15 protein-coding genes are annotated in these 15,959 nt (G+C 66.2%); 8 read left to right on the forward strand and 7 right to left on the reverse strand.

Annotated features, from left to right (window positions below; genetic code table 11):
- Positions 1 to 381 precede the first annotated feature (381 nt).
- The 4 genes from OPU69_RS17295 to tpiA form a co-directional block, all read right to left on the reverse strand.
- Positions 382 to 1,065 carry a Crp/Fnr family transcriptional regulator gene (locus OPU69_RS17295; protein ID WP_060979024.1) on the reverse strand — a complete coding sequence of 228 codons (684 nt, stop codon included), beginning with the start codon at positions 1,063 to 1,065 and terminating at the stop codon, positions 382 to 384.
- A gap of 266 nt (positions 1,066 to 1,331) precedes the next feature.
- Entirely contained in the window at positions 1,332 to 2,969 is a 1,638-nt protein-coding gene (gene pyrG / locus OPU69_RS17300) for a CTP synthase (RefSeq protein ID WP_060979025.1), read from the reverse strand.
- 108 nt (positions 2,970 to 3,077) lie between these two features.
- Entirely contained in the window at positions 3,078 to 3,500 is a 423-nt protein-coding gene (secG, locus tag OPU69_RS17305; RefSeq protein WP_498512780.1) for a preprotein translocase subunit SecG, read from the reverse strand.
- Positions 3,501 to 3,617: 117 nt separating this feature from the next.
- The gene (gene tpiA, locus OPU69_RS17310; protein ID WP_498512715.1) at positions 3,618 to 4,364 is read right to left on the reverse strand and encodes a triose-phosphate isomerase; all 747 of its coding nucleotides are present in this window, start codon (positions 4,362 to 4,364) and stop codon (positions 3,618 to 3,620) included.
- Between the two features lie 216 nt (positions 4,365 to 4,580).
- Here tpiA and OPU69_RS17315 point away from each other — a divergent pair, with 216 nt between their 5' ends.
- The 8 genes from OPU69_RS17315 to lexA all read left to right on the forward strand — a co-directional run bounded on the left by OPU69_RS17315 (position 4,581) and on the right by lexA (position 12,932).
- A complete protein-coding gene (locus OPU69_RS17315) occupies positions 4,581 to 6,524 on the forward strand; it encodes a peptidylprolyl isomerase (protein ID WP_498512717.1) in 1,944 nt (647 codons plus the stop codon).
- Positions 6,524 to 8,044 carry an anthranilate synthase component I gene (trpE, locus tag OPU69_RS17320; RefSeq protein WP_498512719.1) on the forward strand — a complete coding sequence of 507 codons (1,521 nt, stop codon included), beginning with the start codon at positions 6,524 to 6,526 and terminating at the stop codon, positions 8,042 to 8,044. Before OPU69_RS17315 ends, trpE begins: the two co-directional genes overlap by 1 nt.
- Positions 8,041 to 8,661 (forward strand): anthranilate synthase component II, encoded by a 621-nt coding sequence (locus OPU69_RS17325; RefSeq protein ID WP_498512721.1) that lies wholly within the window; start codon positions 8,041 to 8,043, stop codon positions 8,659 to 8,661. The genes trpE and OPU69_RS17325 overlap by 4 nt, the downstream gene beginning before the upstream one ends.
- Positions 8,658 to 9,659 carry an anthranilate phosphoribosyltransferase gene (trpD, locus tag OPU69_RS17330; RefSeq protein WP_498512723.1) on the forward strand — a complete coding sequence of 334 codons (1,002 nt, stop codon included), beginning with the start codon at positions 8,658 to 8,660 and terminating at the stop codon, positions 9,657 to 9,659. Before OPU69_RS17325 ends, trpD begins: the two co-directional genes overlap by 4 nt.
- The gene (gene trpC, locus OPU69_RS17335) at positions 9,656 to 10,450 is read left to right on the forward strand and encodes an indole-3-glycerol phosphate synthase TrpC (RefSeq protein ID WP_498512725.1); all 795 of its coding nucleotides are present in this window, start codon (positions 9,656 to 9,658) and stop codon (positions 10,448 to 10,450) included. The genes trpD and trpC overlap by 4 nt, the downstream gene beginning before the upstream one ends.
- On the forward strand, positions 10,450 to 10,920 hold the full coding sequence (gene moaC / locus OPU69_RS17340; protein WP_498512727.1) for a cyclic pyranopterin monophosphate synthase MoaC: 471 nt from the start codon (positions 10,450 to 10,452) through the stop codon (positions 10,918 to 10,920). The genes trpC and moaC overlap by 1 nt, the downstream gene beginning before the upstream one ends.
- Positions 10,920 to 12,122: a molybdopterin molybdotransferase MoeA gene (locus OPU69_RS17345; protein WP_498512728.1), complete on the forward strand. Its 1,203-nt coding sequence runs from the start codon at positions 10,920 to 10,922 to the stop codon at positions 12,120 to 12,122. The genes moaC and OPU69_RS17345 overlap by 1 nt, the downstream gene beginning before the upstream one ends.
- 87 nt (positions 12,123 to 12,209) lie before the next feature.
- Positions 12,210 to 12,932 carry a transcriptional repressor LexA gene (gene lexA, locus OPU69_RS17350; RefSeq protein ID WP_060979034.1) on the forward strand — a complete coding sequence of 241 codons (723 nt, stop codon included), beginning with the start codon at positions 12,210 to 12,212 and terminating at the stop codon, positions 12,930 to 12,932.
- Positions 12,933 to 13,002: 70 nt separating this feature from the next.
- Here the strand turns inward: lexA and OPU69_RS17355 are convergent, their stop codons facing one another.
- The 3 genes from OPU69_RS17355 to OPU69_RS17365 form a co-directional block, all read right to left on the reverse strand.
- Entirely contained in the window at positions 13,003 to 14,199 is a 1,197-nt protein-coding gene (locus OPU69_RS17355; protein WP_498512730.1) for an FAD-binding domain-containing protein, read from the reverse strand.
- Entirely contained in the window at positions 14,196 to 14,555 is a 360-nt protein-coding gene (locus tag OPU69_RS17360) for a thiol-disulfide oxidoreductase DCC family protein (protein ID WP_060979036.1), read from the reverse strand. The genes OPU69_RS17355 and OPU69_RS17360 overlap by 4 nt, the downstream gene beginning before the upstream one ends.
- Before the next feature lie 661 nt (positions 14,556 to 15,216).
- Complete coding sequence (locus OPU69_RS17365) at positions 15,217 to 15,909, reverse strand: VIT1/CCC1 transporter family protein (RefSeq protein WP_498512782.1); 693 nt, start codon at positions 15,907 to 15,909, stop codon at positions 15,217 to 15,219.
- Positions 15,910 to 15,959 lie beyond the last annotated feature (50 nt).

Genomic DNA, 15,959 nt, shown 5'->3' on the forward strand with positions numbered 1-15,959 from the left:
TGTGCAGACGTCTTCCTCGCCGCCATCACGTTCGCAGCTATTTTCATCTTCTGGATCAATGAGTCCTGACCCTAGGCAGCAAGCTGCCAAGTCTCGCTGCCTCTCCCATCAAGGGAGAGGCGTTCTCGCTGAACAACGCCAGTTCCAGAAACAAAAAAGAGGGCGGACCCTTGCGAGCCCGCCCCCCGCGCCCGCTCAGGACGCTGCTTTCTCCTTAGGCCGGATTGGCCGGGTCGCATTTACCGCACCGCCCACCGGAGAAAATCTGAACTGGGACCCCGCGCCCGTGGGGCGCGGGGGTTTTTCCGGCGGCAGGGTCAGGCCGGGTCGCAATAACCTGGCCCTGCCCCGGAAAACTCGAAAACTCACCTGGCCGATCGTTCAGGCCGCTTCGGAAATCTCCAGCAGCGTGTCGCGATCGATAATCTTCACGCGCCCCTGTTCGAGCTCGATCAGCCCCGCGTCCGACCAGGCCGAAAGCTGGCGATTAATCTGCTCGCGTGACAGTCCCGCGAATGTGCCGAGCTCGCTCTGGCTGAGATCCAGCTTGAGCTTGCCCTCCTTCGCCCCCGAAACCATCAGGCGCAGCAGATAGCGCGCCAGCCTGGGTCCGGAAGTGAAGGCCCGGTCCGCCTCGATCACGTCATTCGCCTGACGCAGCCGCTTGGCCATGACCCTGAGCATCCGTCGCGGCATCGCCACGTGCCGCTCGGCAATCTCGTCGAAAGCCGGCCGCGACAGCGAGAGCGCGGTCACTTCGGTCAGCGCCTCGATCGAGGCCGTGCGCGGCCCGCCATCCAGAAACGCGATTTCGCCAATGACATAGCCGGGCTCGGCATAATCGAGCACGATCTCATGACCGTTGCTCGCCACCATGCTCACCCGGGCAAATCCGGTCAGGATGATCAGCAGATTGTCGCCATCATCCCCCTGCCCCATCAGTTCCTGCCCCTTGCGGTAGCGGACGAAATGCCCGCGCAGGATGATGTCCGACAGTTCGTCATTGTCGCAATCGGCGAACAGGCTGTGGCTGGCCAACAGCGCGGCAAGCTCGTTCGCGTGCATGATTGCCCCTTGTCCCTTCCTTTCTGTCGGCTTTGTCCTTGCCGAGCATCTCGCTGCGGCCGTCCCTGTCGCCGCCGACAGATGTGCTTTTGCCCGAATCGTTTTACGCCGCTGTGCGCCACCGCACAACACCGTCAAATAGAGTAAAATGGCCGTTACAGAATGTGGTAAATTGGCGCATGGCGCAGGAAAATTGCGCCAAAGGGGCCGCGCGGTTAACGCATGTCAACCGCGCGACCCCTTTGGGGTAACCTATATTGTTCAGGTCAGACCAGCCTGCTCTGCGCGACCGCCGCTTCGATGAAGCTGGCGAAGAGCGGATGCGGATCGAACGGCTTGCTCTTGAGCTCGGGATGATATTGCACCCCGACAAACCAGCTGTGATCGGGACGCTCGACGATTTCGGGCAGCACGCCATCAGGCGACATGCCGGAAAAAACGAGGCCGCCCTGTTCAAGCCGCTCGTGATAGGCGGTGTTGACCTCGTAGCGATGGCGGTGGCGTTCGCTGATCATATCGGTGCCGTAGATGCCACGCACGCGGCTGTTGCCCGAGAGCTTGGCCGGAAACGCGCCGAGACGCATGGTGCCGCCCAGATCGCCCTCGGCGCTGCGCTTCTGCAGACCGGATTCGCTCATCCATTCAGTGATCAGGCCGACGATCGGCTCGTCGGTCTCGCCGAATTCGGTGGTCGACGCCGCCGTGATGCCGGATGTGTTTCGTGCAGCCTCGATGCACGCCATCTGCATGCCGAGGCAAATGCCGAAAAACGGGACGTTGCGTTCGCGCGCGAAGCGGACTGACGAGATCTTGCCCTCGCTGCCGCGCTCGCCGAAACCGCCGGGCACCAGGATGCCATGCATCGGCTCGAGCACGGCCGCCAGCTCGTCATCGGGCAGCTTTTCGAACAGCTCGGCATCGAGCCATTTGACATGCACCTTGACCCGGTTGGCGAGGCCGCCGTGCACCAGTGCCTCGTGCAGCGACTTGTAGGCATCCTGCAGGCCGACATATTTGCCGACCACGCCGATCGTCACCTCACCCTCGGGATGCTCATGGCGCTCCATGATATCGACCCAGCGCGACAAATCGGGTTCGCGCGCATCGGTGATGCCGAAGGCGCGCAGCACTTCGCTGTCCAGCCCTTCGCGATGATACTGCATCGGCACGGCATAGATGCTGCGGGCGTCGAGCGCGGGGATCACCGCTTCCTTGCGGACGTTGCAGAACTGCGCGATCTTGGCGCGCTCGGATTCGGGTAGCGGCTTTTCGCAACGGCACAGCAGGATGTCGGGCTGGATGCCCAGCGAGGTCAGCTCGCGCACGCTGTGCTGGGTGGGCTTGGTCTTCAGCTCGCCCGCTGCCGCGATATAAGGCACCAGGGTCACGTGGACGAACAGCGTGTTCTCGCGGCCGATCTCGTTGCGCAACTGGCGGATCGCCTCGATGAACGGCAGCGATTCGATATCGCCGACGGTACCGCCGATCTCGCACAGCACGAAATCGAGATCGTCGGTTTCGGCCTGGGCGAATTCCTTGATCGCGTCGGTCACGTGAGGGATGACCTGCACCGTGGCACCGAGATAATCGCCGCGCCGCTCGCGCTGGATGATCGTCTGGTAGATGCGGCCCGAGGTCACATTGTCCGACTGGCGCGCCGATACGCCGGTGAAGCGCTCGTAATGACCAAGGTCGAGATCGGTCTCCGCGCCGTCATCGGTGACATAGACCTCGCCATGCTGATAGGGCGACATCGTACCCGGATCGACATTGAGATAGGGATCGAACTTGCGGATGCGCACGCGGTATCCGCGTGCCTGCAGCAATGCGCCCAGGCTTGCGGCCATCAGGCCCTTGCCAAGAGAGGAAACCACGCCGCCGGTGATGAAAATATAACGCGCCATGGGAGAAACCCGTTAGCGGTTCGCGCGCAAGACTGACAAGCGCGCGAATCCGCAGGAAAGACAAAAATCTGTGAACAGCCGGGGATTTCTCCCCGACCCGCCTCAATTTCAGTTGGCGGGAGCGTCGCCCTGGGCCGGAGCCGCGGCAGGTGCCTCCGTCGCTGGCGCTGCAGCCGGCGCACCAGCCGCCGACAGCGGATCGCCATTGGCGGGCGCCGCAGGGGCTGCCGGAGCAGGCGCCGTGAGCGGATCGCTGATCGGGGCGGGGGCACCGCGCTGAAGCGAAGTATCGATATCGCCCACCGAGTGCATGTTCGCCGCCATCACCGCCAGAACGATGCTCAGCAGCACGAACAGCGTTGCCAGGATCGCGGTCGAGCGGGTGAGCAGGTCACCGGCGCCGCGCGCCGACATGAGGCCATTGGGATTGCCGCCGACACCCAGACCACCCCCTTCGGAACGCTGCATGAGGATGACACCCACCAGAGCCGCTGCAATCAGCGTCTGCACGATGGTGATGAACAGGAAAATCGACGACATGAACGGTCAGACCCAGCAAATGAATTTCAGGATTGGCGCGCACATAGCGATTAGGCCGCGCCAGCGCAACCGGCGCGGCGGCTCCGCCTTCGACGCGCCAAGGTCCGATTAGCGCGGTGCGGCCTCGATGACCGGGATGAAGGTCTCTGCCTTGAGGCTGGCTCCGCCGACCAGCGCGCCGCCGACATCGGCAATGGCCAGAATTTCGGCTGCATTGGCCGGGTTGACCGATCCGCCGTAGAGAATGCGCACGCCCTGGCCTGCCTCGCCCAGCTTCGCGACCAGCGTCGCGCGCAGCGCCGCGTGCATCGCGGCAATATCCTCGGCCACGGGCACGCGTCCCGTGCCGATCGCCCAGACCGGCTCGTACGCGACCGAAAGCCAATCGCCGCTCGCCGCTGTGGGAAGCGACGCCGACAGTTGCGCGGTGACGATGGCAATCGCATTGCCGGAATCGCGTTCCTCCAGCGTCTCGCCGACGCACAGGATCGCGCCCATGCCGGCAGCGTGCAGCGCCTCGGCCTTGGCAGCGACATCGGCATCGCTCTCACCCTGATCGGCGCGGCGCTCGGAATGGCCGACAATCGAATAGGTGGCCCCCGCCTCGCGGATCATCGCGGCGGACAGATTGCCGGTATGCGCGCCCGACGCCTTGGCATGGCAATCCTGCGCGCCGATCTGCACCTTGCCCGCAGCGGCGGCAAAGGCCGCGATCAGCGTCGCGGGCGGACAGATACCGACATCGACATGGCCGTTCGCTGCGGCGGCCTCGGCGATCGCCTGCAGCACCGCGACATCGGCTGCGCTGCCGTTCATCTTCCAGTTGCCGACGATATAAGATGCTGTGCTGGCCACGATGCTGTCTTCCCCTTTTGTGTTTATGCTGTGGGGCGCGCGGCTAGCAAATCGCGAGCCGCTTGGCCAGCCACGGCATGGGCACACGGGCCACGCGCAGTTTACAGCCGGTTCAGCGGCGCCAAGGGTTGAAGCGCGCGGCAAAGCCCCCTAAAGCCAGCCCGCATTTTCACGCGGCCGGGTCATCGCACGCCCGGCGCTTTGGCGGACCGACCGATGATCACCTTTTTCCGTTCCTTCTTCAATTCCAAGATCGGGGTTGTCGTCAGCCTGATCTTTCTCGCGCTCATCGCTGTCGCCTTTGCGGCGTCCGATGTCACCGGCGGTGCGAGCTTTGGCGGAGTGGGCAATGAAAGCGTCGCCCAGATCGGCGGCGAGGAAATCGGCACCGGCGAGTTCTCGACCACCGTCACCAACGCCTTCCAGCAGTTCCGCCAGCGCAACCCGCAGCTCGACATGGCCTCGTTCGATGCGCAGGGCGGCATCGACGGCGTGCTGGAAGAGATGATCGGCAGCTATGCCTCGGCTGAATTCGCCGCCAGCATCGGCCTGGGCGCGAGCAAGCGTCTGGTCGACAGCGAGATCGCGGGGATCCAGGCATTCAAGGGCGCGGATGGCCGGTTCGACGAGACGCTGTTCCGCAATGCGCTCGCCCAGCAGGGTCTGACCGAAGCGCGCGTGCGCGAGGATATTCGCCGCAGCCTGCTGGGCGACCAGCTGCTGCTGCCCGCGACGTTCGGCGCCAAGCTGTCGCGGCAGATGGCGCTGCCTTATGCCGGGCTGATCCTGGAAGGTCGCGAAGGCCAGATCGCCTTTGTCCCATCGGCCGCCTTCGCCCCCAAGACCGCGCCGAGCAACGACCAGCTGCAGAAATTCTATGCCGCCAACGCCGCGCGCTACCGCATTCCGGAGCGCCGCATCCTGCGCTTTGCCACCTTTACCACCGACCGCTTCCGCGACCAGGTCAAGGTCAGCGATGCCGAGATCGCGGCCCTGTACAAGAAGCGTTCGGCCGAATTTGCCGCGACCGAGAAGCGCGATGTCGAACAGTTGATCGTGCCGACCGAGGCCGCCGCCAAGGCGATCGCCGCGAAGATCAACGGTGGCGCCAGCATGGCTGCCGCCGCGAAGGAAGCCGGGCTAGCGCCGATCGACCTTGGCCTCCAGTCGAAGCAGGAGCTGACCAAGAACGCCTCTGCTGCCGTCGCCAATGCCGTGTTCGCCGCCGCTGCCGGCAAGGTTGCCGCGCCCGCGCGCTCTCCGCTCGGCTGGCATGTCGTGCGGGTCGACAGCGTCAGCGCGATCGCCGGGCGTTCGATCGATCAGGTGCGCAACCTGCTCGAAAACGAGATCGCGCAGGAAAAGCTGCGCCAGACGGTGGCTGATTTCACCGCCAATCTCGAAGACCGGATCGCCGATGGTGCCTCGCTTGCCGATATCGCCAAGGACGAAAAGCTCGAGCTGCAGGTCAGCCCGGAAATGCTCGCCAATGGCCAGGCGCCGGGCAGGCCCGATTTCGCGCCGACCGGCGCCTATCAGGCGATGCTGCCCGTGGCCTTCGGACTGGAAGAAGATGCCGAGCCGCAGCTGGTCGAGGTGCAGCAGGGCAAGGAATTCGCCGTGTTCGAGGTGCAGGAGATCAAGCGCGCGGCACCGCCGCCGCTCGCCAGCGTCCGCCAGCGCGTCGCTGCCGACTGGGCGCTGGCCCAGGGCCTCGCCTCTGCACGCAAGCTGGCCGACGGCATCGCCAAGTCGTCGCGCACTCCTGCAGCGCTCGAAAAGGCGGTCGCCGGAGCCAGCGTGCGCCTGCCCAATATCGAGCAGATCCGTACCAACCGGCAGACGATCATGCAGCAGCAGGGCCGCGTGCCGCCGCCGGTGGCACTGCTGTTCAGCATGGCCGAAGGCACCACCAAGGTGCTCGAAGGGCCGAACCGCACCGGCTGGTTCATCGTGCATCTGTCGAAGATCAACCGCGGCGATGCGAGCAAGGTCCCCGAGCTGATGGCCGCGACCCAGCAGCAGCTTGGCCAGGTGATGGCCGACGAATATGGTCGGCAGCTGGTGGCAGCGCTCAAGGTCGAAGCCAATGTGAAACGCAATCCGGAAGCCATCAAGCGGGTGAAGGACCAGCTGACCGGTCGTAATCGGGAAAATTGATGGCGGGCCCTTCCAGCCAGAACCGCACACAGGCCGCCGGGGCGCTGGCCGATGGCCGGTCGAGCCTGATCTGGCGGCGGCGGATCGCCGATACCGAAACGCCGGTTTCGGCAGCCTTGAAGCTGATCGAGCCCGAGCGCGGTGACTTCCTGCTCGAATCGGTCGAGGGCGGCGAAACACGCGCGCGGCACAGCTTTGTCGGCCTCGCGCCCGATCTGGTATTCCGGGCCTCGGGCGATGCTGCCGAGATCAATACGCAATGGGCGACCGATCGCGCGGCGTTCGCGCCCTGCGAGCAGGGCTCGCTCGATGCCTTGCGCCAGCTGGCCGAGGCCTGCCGGATGGAGGTTCCGCCCGAACTGCCGCGCGCACTCGCGTTTCTGGTGGGCTATTTCGGCTATGAGACGATCGGTCTGGTCGAGAAGCTGCCGCGCGCGCCGCAGTCCGATCTGGCGCTGCCCGACATGCTGTTCGTACGCCCGACCGTGCTGCTGATCTTCGACCGGCTGAAGGACGAGCTGTTCCTGATCGCGCCGATCTGGGCGGGCAGCGGCGATCCCGAGCAGGCGATCGCTGCGGCCGAAGAACGGCTCGATGCGGCCGAACGGGCGCTGCATGCGCCCCTGCCCGCTGCCGTGCGCGATGCCTCGCTCGACCCGGACAGCCTGACGCCGCAGCCCGTGCTCGCGCCGGGCCGCTATGGCGAGATGGTGCTCAAGGCCAAGGACTATATCGAGGCGGGCGATATCTTCCAGGTCGTGCTCGCGCAGCGCTTCACCGCGCCCTTCGCGCTGCCACCGATCGAGCTCTATCGCGCGCTGCGCCGGGTGAACCCCTCGCCCTTTCTCTATTTCCTCGACCTGCCCGGCCTCGCGCTGATCGGATCGAGCCCCGAAATTCTGGTGCGCGTGCGCGATGGCGAGGTGACCATCCGCCCGATCGCGGGAACGCGGCCACGTGGCAAGACGCCGGCGGAAGATCTGGAGAATCGCGCAAGCCTGCTCGCCGATCCCAAGGAACTGGCCGAGCACCAGATGCTGCTCGATCTTGGCCGCAACGATGTCGGCCGCGTCGCAGCGGCAGGCACGGTGCGCGTCACCGACAGCTTCACGGTCGAACAGTACAGCCATGTCATGCACATCGTCAGCAATGTCGTCGGCGAACTGGTGCATGATCGTGACGCGATCGACGCGCTGTTCGCGGGCTTTCCCGCGGGCACCGTCAGCGGGGCGCCCAAGGTGCGCGCGTGCGAGATCATCGCGTCGCTGGAGCCCGAGACGCGCGGGGCCTATGCCGGCGGGGTCGGCTATTTCGCACCCGATGGCTCGGTCGACAGCTGCATCGTGCTGCGCACCGCGATCGTCCGCGACGGCACCATGCACGTCCAGGCGGGCGCAGGCATCGTCGCCGACAGCGTGCCCGAATATGAACAGCGCGAATGCGAAGCCAAGGCTGGCGCGCTATTCGCCGCCGCGCGCGAAGCCGTCCGCCTCGCCAGCGAAGCAGGATTTGGCCAATGATCCTCGTCATCGATAATTACGACAGCTTCACCTACAATCTCGTCCATTATCTGATGGAGCTGGGCGCGGACGTGCGGGTCGAGCGCAACGATGCGCTCACCGCGCGCGAGGCGCTGGCAACCAATGCGCACGCATTCCTCATCTCGCCCGGCCCATGCACGCCCAACGAGGCGGGGATTTCGCTCGATCTGGTCGCGGCCTGTGCCGATGCCGGAAAGCCGCTGCTCGGCGTGTGCCTGGGGCATCAGTCGATCGGCCAGCATTTCGGCGGCGAGGTCGTTCGCGGCGGTCTGATGCACGGCAAGACCTCCCCCGTGGTCCATGACGACACTGGGCTGTTCCAGGGCCTGCCCTCGCCGTTCCTCGCGACGCGCTACCATTCGCTGGTGGTGCCGGAGGAAAGCCTTCCGCCCGAAATGATCGTCAACGCGCGCGTCGAGGCACCGGCAGGCGAGACCGCACATGTGATGGGCTTTCGCCACGCGACGCTGCCGATCCATGGCGTGCAATTCCACCCGGAGAGCATCGCCACCGAACATGGCCACAAGATGCTGGCCAATTTCATGGCGCTGGCGGGGCTAGAGGTGAAGCCGATGCGCGCGGATCTGCTCGCATGACCTGGCTGCCCGATACCGCGCATCCGCTGAACCGCGACGATGCTGCAGCAGCCTTTGCCGCGATCCTTGACGGCACGGTCAGCGACGAGACGATTGCCGAATTCCTGATCGCACTGTCCGAACGCGGCGAGACCGCGATCGAGATCGCTGCCGCCGCGCAGGCGCTGCGCGACCGGGTGATCCCGATCGCCGCGCCCGCCAATGCCATCGATGTCTGCGGCACCGGCGGCGACGGGCACCATACGCTCAACGTCTCGACCGCGGTGTCGCTGGTCGTCGCGGCGTGCGACGTGCCGGTCGCCAAGCACGGCAACCGCGCCGCCTCGTCCAAGGCGGGCGCGGCGGACACGCTCGAAGCCTTGGGCATGGACATGACCGCCGCCGGTGCCAGCGCCGAGCAGTCGCTCGCCGAGATCGGCATCTGCTTCCTGTTCGCGGTCAACCATCATCCCGCAATGCGCCGCATCCAGCCGATCCGGCAGAAGATCGGCCGCCGCACCATTTTCAACCTGATGGGTCCGCTCGCCAATCCCGCAGGCGTCCGCCGCCAGCTGATCGGCATCGCGCGGCCCGGCTATGTGCATGTCTATGCCGAGGCGCTCGAGATGCTGGGCACCGAACATTCGCTGATCGTCTCGGGCGACGAAGGGCTCGATGAGCTGTCGCTGGCCGGTGGCAACGAGGTCGCCGATATCGGCCCCGATGGCGTCATCATGAAGCGCTGGCAGGCCAAGGACGCAGGGCTGCCGACGCATCCGATCGAGGCGATCCGGGGTGGCGATGCGGCGCATAATGCCGCCGCGCTGCGCCGTCTGCTCCAGGGCGAGACCGGGCCGTATCGCGATGCGGTGCTGTTCAACGCCGCTGCTGCGCTGCTGATCGCGGGCGAGGTCGAAAGCCTTGCCGAAGGGGCGGAGGAAGCCGCCGAGGCCATCGACAAGGGGCTCGCCAACGCGCTGCTCAACTGCTGGATCGATTTCACGAAAGCCGCCGCATGAACAAGCTGGAAGAGATTTGCGAGGTCAAGCGGCAGGAGGTCGCACGGCGCAAGGGGCTGATTTCGCAGGCCGAACTGGCGAGCCGCGCTGCGGCTGCCTCCGCCCCGCGCGGTTTCGCACGCGCGCTCCGCGAGACATCGCGCGACGGCTTCGGCCTGATCGCCGAGATCAAGCGCGCCAGCCCCTCCAAGGGGCTTATCCGCGCCGATTTCGATCCCGCCGCGCATGCAGCCGAATATCAGGCCGGCGGCGCGGCCTGCCTTTCGGTGCTGACCGATGAGCCCTATTTCCAGGGGCATGACGATTATCTGGTTGCCGCGCGCGCCGCGTGCGACCTGCCCTGTTTGCGCAAGGATTTCATGGTCGATGTCTGGCAGGTGGCCGAAAGCCGCGCGCTGGGGGCCGATGCGGTGCTGATCATCGTCGCCGCGCTCGACGATGCGACCATGGCCGAGATCGAGAGCGCGGCGCTGGACCACGGCATGGACGTGCTGGTCGAGGTGCATGACGAGGCCGAGATGGAGCGCGCGCTCAAGCTCCGCTCGCCGCTGATCGGGGTGAACAACCGCGACCTGCGCAGCTTCGTCACCGATATCGCCACCACCGAGCGGCTGGTCGGCATGATCCCCGAAGGCCGCATCGCGGTGTCCGAAAGCGGCATCAACAGCCATGCGGATTGCGTGCGTCTGTCAGAGCGTGGCGTACGCTGCTTCCTGGTCGGGGAATCGCTGATGCGCCAGCCCGATGTCACGCAGGCGACGCGCGCGCTGCTCACCGGAGCAGCCGCCTGATGGACAAGCTGACCCATCTCGACGCGACCGGCGCGGCGCAGATGGTCGATGTCTCCGCCAAGGCCGATACCGTGCGCGAGGCGGTGGCCGAAGGCGTGATCACCATGGCCCCGGCGGTGATCGCCGCCATCCGCGCGGGCGATGTCAAGAAGGGCGACGTGCTGGGCACGGCGCGCATCGCGGGCATCATGGCCGCCAAGCAGACCAGCAACCTGATACCGCTCTGTCACCCGCTGCCGATCTCCAGCGTCTCGGTCGATTTCGAGTATCTCGAGACCGGCGTGCGCGTCGAAACCCGCGTGCGCACCAACGGCAAGACCGGCGTCGAGATGGAAGCGCTGACCGCCGCGAACATAGCCCTGCTCACGATCTATGACATGGCCAAGGCGCTCGATAAGGCCATGGTCATCGGCCCGGTGCGGCTGCTCGCCAAGAGCGGCGGCAAGTCGGGCGACTGGACCGCCGACTGATGGCGGGCGGGCTTATCCCGCTCGACGAGGCGCGCGACCGCCTGCTCGCGCTTGCTGCGCCCCGCCCCGCGATCAGCCTTCCGCTCGATCAGGTCACCGGCCTCACCCTGGCCGAGCCGCTGGTGTCGCAGCGCAACCAGCCCGCCGCCGATCTGTCAGCGATGGACGGCTATGCGGTGCGCAGCGCCGACCTGCCCGGCCCATGGCGCGTCATCGGCGAGAGCGCGGCGGGACGGCCCTTCGCGGGCGTACTTGCGCCGGGACAGGCCGCGCGCATTTCGACGGGCGCGATGATCCCCGATGGCGCAGATTGCGTCGTGGTGCAGGAAGACGTCGCGCGCGAGGGTGACCGGCTGACGCTCACCGGCGATGGCCCCGCAGCTCCCGGCGCGCATATCCGCCGCGCAGGGCATGATTTCGCAGACGGGACGCAACTCGCTGATGCGGGTGCGATCATCGACGCGCGGCTGATCGCGCTTGCCGCGATGGCAGGGCACGGCGCGCTCGCCGTCCACCGCCGCCCGCGCATCGCGATCCTCAGCACCGGCGACGAGCTTGTCCCACCCGGAAACCCGCTGCCCTCGCCCGCGCATATCCCGGCGAGCAACGGCGTGATGCTGGCAGCGATGCTGTCTTCCCTACCCTGCGATCTGATCGTCCCGCCGCTGCTGCCCGATGACCGCGCCACCATCGCCGCGGCGCTGCTCGAGCACAGCCAGGCCGATATCATCGTCACCACCGGCGGCGCATCGGTCGGCGATCACGACCTCATCCAGCCCGCATTGCTCGACAGCGGCGGAACTGTCGATTTCTGGCGGATCGCGATGCGACCAGGCAAACCGGTGATGGTCGGACGTCTGGGCGATGCGATCGTGCTCGGCCTGCCGGGCAATCCGGTCTCGGCCTATGTCACTGCGACGTTGCTGCTGCTGCCGCTGGTGCGCAAGCTTTTGGGTTATCAACAGCTTGTCCCTGCCACCTCCCAGGCGATCGCAGGCGAACCCTTCCCGGCGAACGGCCCGCGCCAGGATTTCGTGCGTGCGCGCTTCCACGATGGCGCGCTCATCCGGCTGAGCAATCAGGACAGCGGAGCGCTATCGGCGCTGCTTCAGGCGGATGCGCTGGTGGTCCGGCCAATCGATGCGCCCGAGGCCAAAATCGGCGATCCGATCGATTATATCGCGCTTCGCCACGGGACTTGACACAAGCTCTTGACCTGACCGTCTTTGTTTCGTAATTGTTCCGTATTCGTTCGAACGCAGGTTCGGCGCAGAAAAGGAACATCGGCGATGCTGACCCGCAAGCAACATGACCTGATCCGCTTCATCCAGGAACGGCTGGAGGCCGATGGCGTCTCGCCTTCGTTCGAGGAAATGAAGGAAGCGCTCGATCTCAAGTCCAAGTCGGGCGTGCACCGGCTGGTCAGCGCGCTCGAGGAACGCGGCTTCATTCGCCGTCTTCCCAACCGGGCGCGCGCACTCGAAATCCTGAAGCTGCCAGAGGCGAGCGTGAAGCCGCGCGAGAAGGAGCTCGCCGCTGCTGCCGCCGCGCGCGCCGATGCCGCGCGGAGCAATGTCGTCAGCATGGACGCGGTGCGCAAGGCGGTGTTGCCGGAGCCTGCGAACAGCAATGTGCTCGAAATTCCGCTGCACGGCCGCATCGCCGCCGGTGCGCCGATCGAGGCGTTCGAGGGCACCGAGATCCTGCCTGTTCCCGCCGCCCTGCTCGGCGCGGGCGAGCATTATGCGCTCGAAGTGTCTGGGGACTCGATGGTCGAGGCGGGCATTCTCGATGGCGACTTTGCGTTGATCAAGCGCACCGAAACCGCGCGCGACGGCGAGATCGTGGTCGCGCTGGTGCGCGGCGAGGAGGCGACGCTCAAATATCTGCGCCGCGAGAACGGCCGCATCCGGCTCGATCCCGCCAATGCGTCCTACGCGCCGCAATATTACGCGCCGCACGAGGTGCAGGTGCAGGGCAAGCTGGCCGGCCTGTTGCGCCGCTATCACTGATGCCGATCAAGCGGGCCTGGCGATCGCCGGGTCCGCGTCGGAATGGGCGGGCCGCTCCCCTCGAAGCGGCTCAGGTGCGGGTGAGCCCCATATCCTCGAGCAGCCGCCCCATATGCTGCTTGAACGGGAAGAAGCCCTTGCGCGCGTGCGGCCAGAAGGTGTCGTCCCATGCCCGGCGCACCTGGACGAGTTCGATCCCTTCGCCCGCCAGCGCCTTGGCGATTTCCGTCAGCCGCGTCGCGACCGGGCCGACCGGGGCATAAGGCGTCACCACCCGGTTGACGCCCGCCTCACGCGACGCCTGCACGATCGCCTCGGCATTCAGGGCATCTATCCGCTTCACCGGTGCCCTGCCGGTTTCGCCAAGCGACGCAGCCATGTCGTGCGCAGCATCCGCAACGAAGCCGCGCGCCTTTTCACCCCAAAGCAACGCCGGATCGGCAGCGATGCAGGTGCCGCAGATATCAACCTCGCGGAGCACCGCATCATCCGGGTGCATGTCCTCGCTGGTGATCAGCAGCAGCGCCGGCGCCCCCCTGGCCGATCCTGCCGCAGGCAAGGGCGCTGCGGCAGGTACCGGTGCTTCGGTCAGCGGCTCGGCGATTTCCGCCAGGCCCTTCGGCGCAAACCGCCCCCCGGTATAGCGCGCGATATTGTCGGCCGTGGCGAGATAGGTCTTGCCCGCCGTCTGCAAGCCCGCGACCCAGCGCCAGGACAGGGTATTGCTCGCCGCATCGGCATCGATCAGATGGCGCAGGAAGAAACCCGCGCCCAGCGTCCAGGGCAGCCGCAGCGTGAAGATCCAGATCGAGGCGAACCACATGCGTGCGTGGTTGTGCAGATACCCCGTCTCGACCAGCTCGCGCGCCCAGTCATCGAAGCCCTCGATGCCGGTGCGGCCCGCTTCCGCCTGTTCCAGCGCGCGGACATTGCGCAGCCGCTCGTGCTGCTCGTCGCGCTCGACGAGGAAGCGCTCCCAGATGCCGGGCCGCATCTCGAGCCAGCCCTTCCAATAGGTGCGCCACAGCACCTCCTGCACATATTTCTCCGCCGCCGCGAGCGAATGCCGTTCCAGCACCGCCGCGCACACTTCCTGCTCGTTCAGCAGGCGATAGCGCAGCCAGGGTGAAAGCTGCGACACCGCGCTGGGCCGACCGGGCCCGAGATCGCTGTTGCGCCCCTCGGCATAGGCGCGGCCCGCGTGCGGCACGAAGGCATTCATCCGCGCAAGGCCCGCCGCGCGCGTCGGTTCGAACACTCCGCTCATACCCGCCGCTCGCGCAGCAGACCCTGCAGGCGTGGTCTGATCGTGAGAAAGCGCAGATAGGCACGCTCGAGCATCGCCAGCACCGGCTTCCAGCGCGCGATGAGACCGAGCGGTCGCAGCAGGGGAATGGCACGCCACATCGCCGCAAAGGCCGCTGCGCCAGAGAGCATCACGCCATTTTCGCGCGCATGGAAGCGTTCGAGCAGCGCCGTGCGATCGATCGGGCAAGAGCCGCCCGGCGTCGATACGTCGATGAAGTCGATCGCCCCGCGCCGGTCGAGCCGCCGCATCAGCGCGATTTCGCGCGTACAGAGCGGGCACGCGCCGTCATACCAGACTTCAAGCTTGTCCCTCATTCCGTGCGCGGCCCCGTTTTCTGCTGTCTCGTGTCGAAGATAGATACGCGCAAGACCAGCGCAACGGATGCTGTTTCGCGGAATCTGTTTTTGCTGGAAACAACCATCCCGATTAATGGGAAATTTTCCCAACAGTCAGCATTTGTTCATGTTCAACTTGGGCCTGAAAAAGCCTAAGTCGCTGGAATAGCGTGGTTTTTTCAGTTTGGCACGGCGTGTGCAAAGTATCTGGCATCTCCGGACACACCGACCGGAACCACCAGATACCCACGAAAGGACACCGCCATGACCCTCTTCTCGAACGCCCAGAGCCAGATCGCCGCCGTCGCTCTCGCCATCCTGACCTCCAGCCTGTTCATCGCCGCCAGCGTCGCTCCCGGCGTCGTCGCCTGATCCCCAGCCAGCACCTCAAACCGAAATCGAAAGGACCTTCCCCATGAACATCCTCGCCACCGCTCTCGCTTCGATCTGCTCGGTCATCCTCATCGCCACCAGCGTCGGCCCTGGCATGATCGTCTGATCCACACCGCTTCAACCATCTTCGACACAGGAAACACCATCATGAACGTCATCGCCACCGCTCTCGCCGCCATCTCCTCGATCGTCTTCATCGCTGCCAGCATCGGCCCCGGCGTCATCGTCTGACCGAATTGAGGCCCTGTTAGACCGCAGCGCCGACCAGCCTGCCAATCCCCGCCGTCAGCGCCATGGCCAGCGCCCCCCAGAAAACGACGCGGATCACGGGACGTGCCACCGGAGCACCCCCCGCCCGGGCGCTCACCGCCCCCAAGAGCGCGAGGAACAGGATCGATCCTGCCGCCTCGCCCAGCACCATCGACCCCATCGGCAGCAACGCCGCGAGCAGCAGCGGCAGCGCCGCGCCGACCGTGAAGGTCAGCGCCGAAGCGAGCGCCGCCTGGAGCGGCCTGGCAGCCGTCAGATCATTGATGTGCAACTCGTCGCGCGCATGGCTGCCCAGCGCATCGTGCGCCATCATCTGCACCGCGACCCGATCCGCCGTCGCCGGATCGACCCCGCGCCCGACATAGATCGCGGCCAGCTCGGCGCGTTCGAACTCGGGATCGTCCGCCAGTTCCGCCCGCTCGCGCGCCAGATCCGCCGCCTCGGTATCCGACTGGCTGCTGACCGAGACATATTCGCCCGCCGCCATCGACATCGCGCCTGCCACCAGCCCTGCCGCGCCCGCGACCAGCAGCGCCTGCCGATCCGCCCCCGAAGCCGCGACGCCCAGAATCAGGCTGGCGGTCGAGACGATTCCGTCATTCGCCCCCAGCACCGCGGCGCGCAACCAGCCGATCCGCGCGATCTGATGGCTTTCGGCATGGACGGGCATTCCCGGCTTGGCTGTTCGTGGCACTGGCGATCCCTTATCTGCGTCTGCTG

The organism is Blastomonas sp. 34TW (assembly GCF_059803595.1).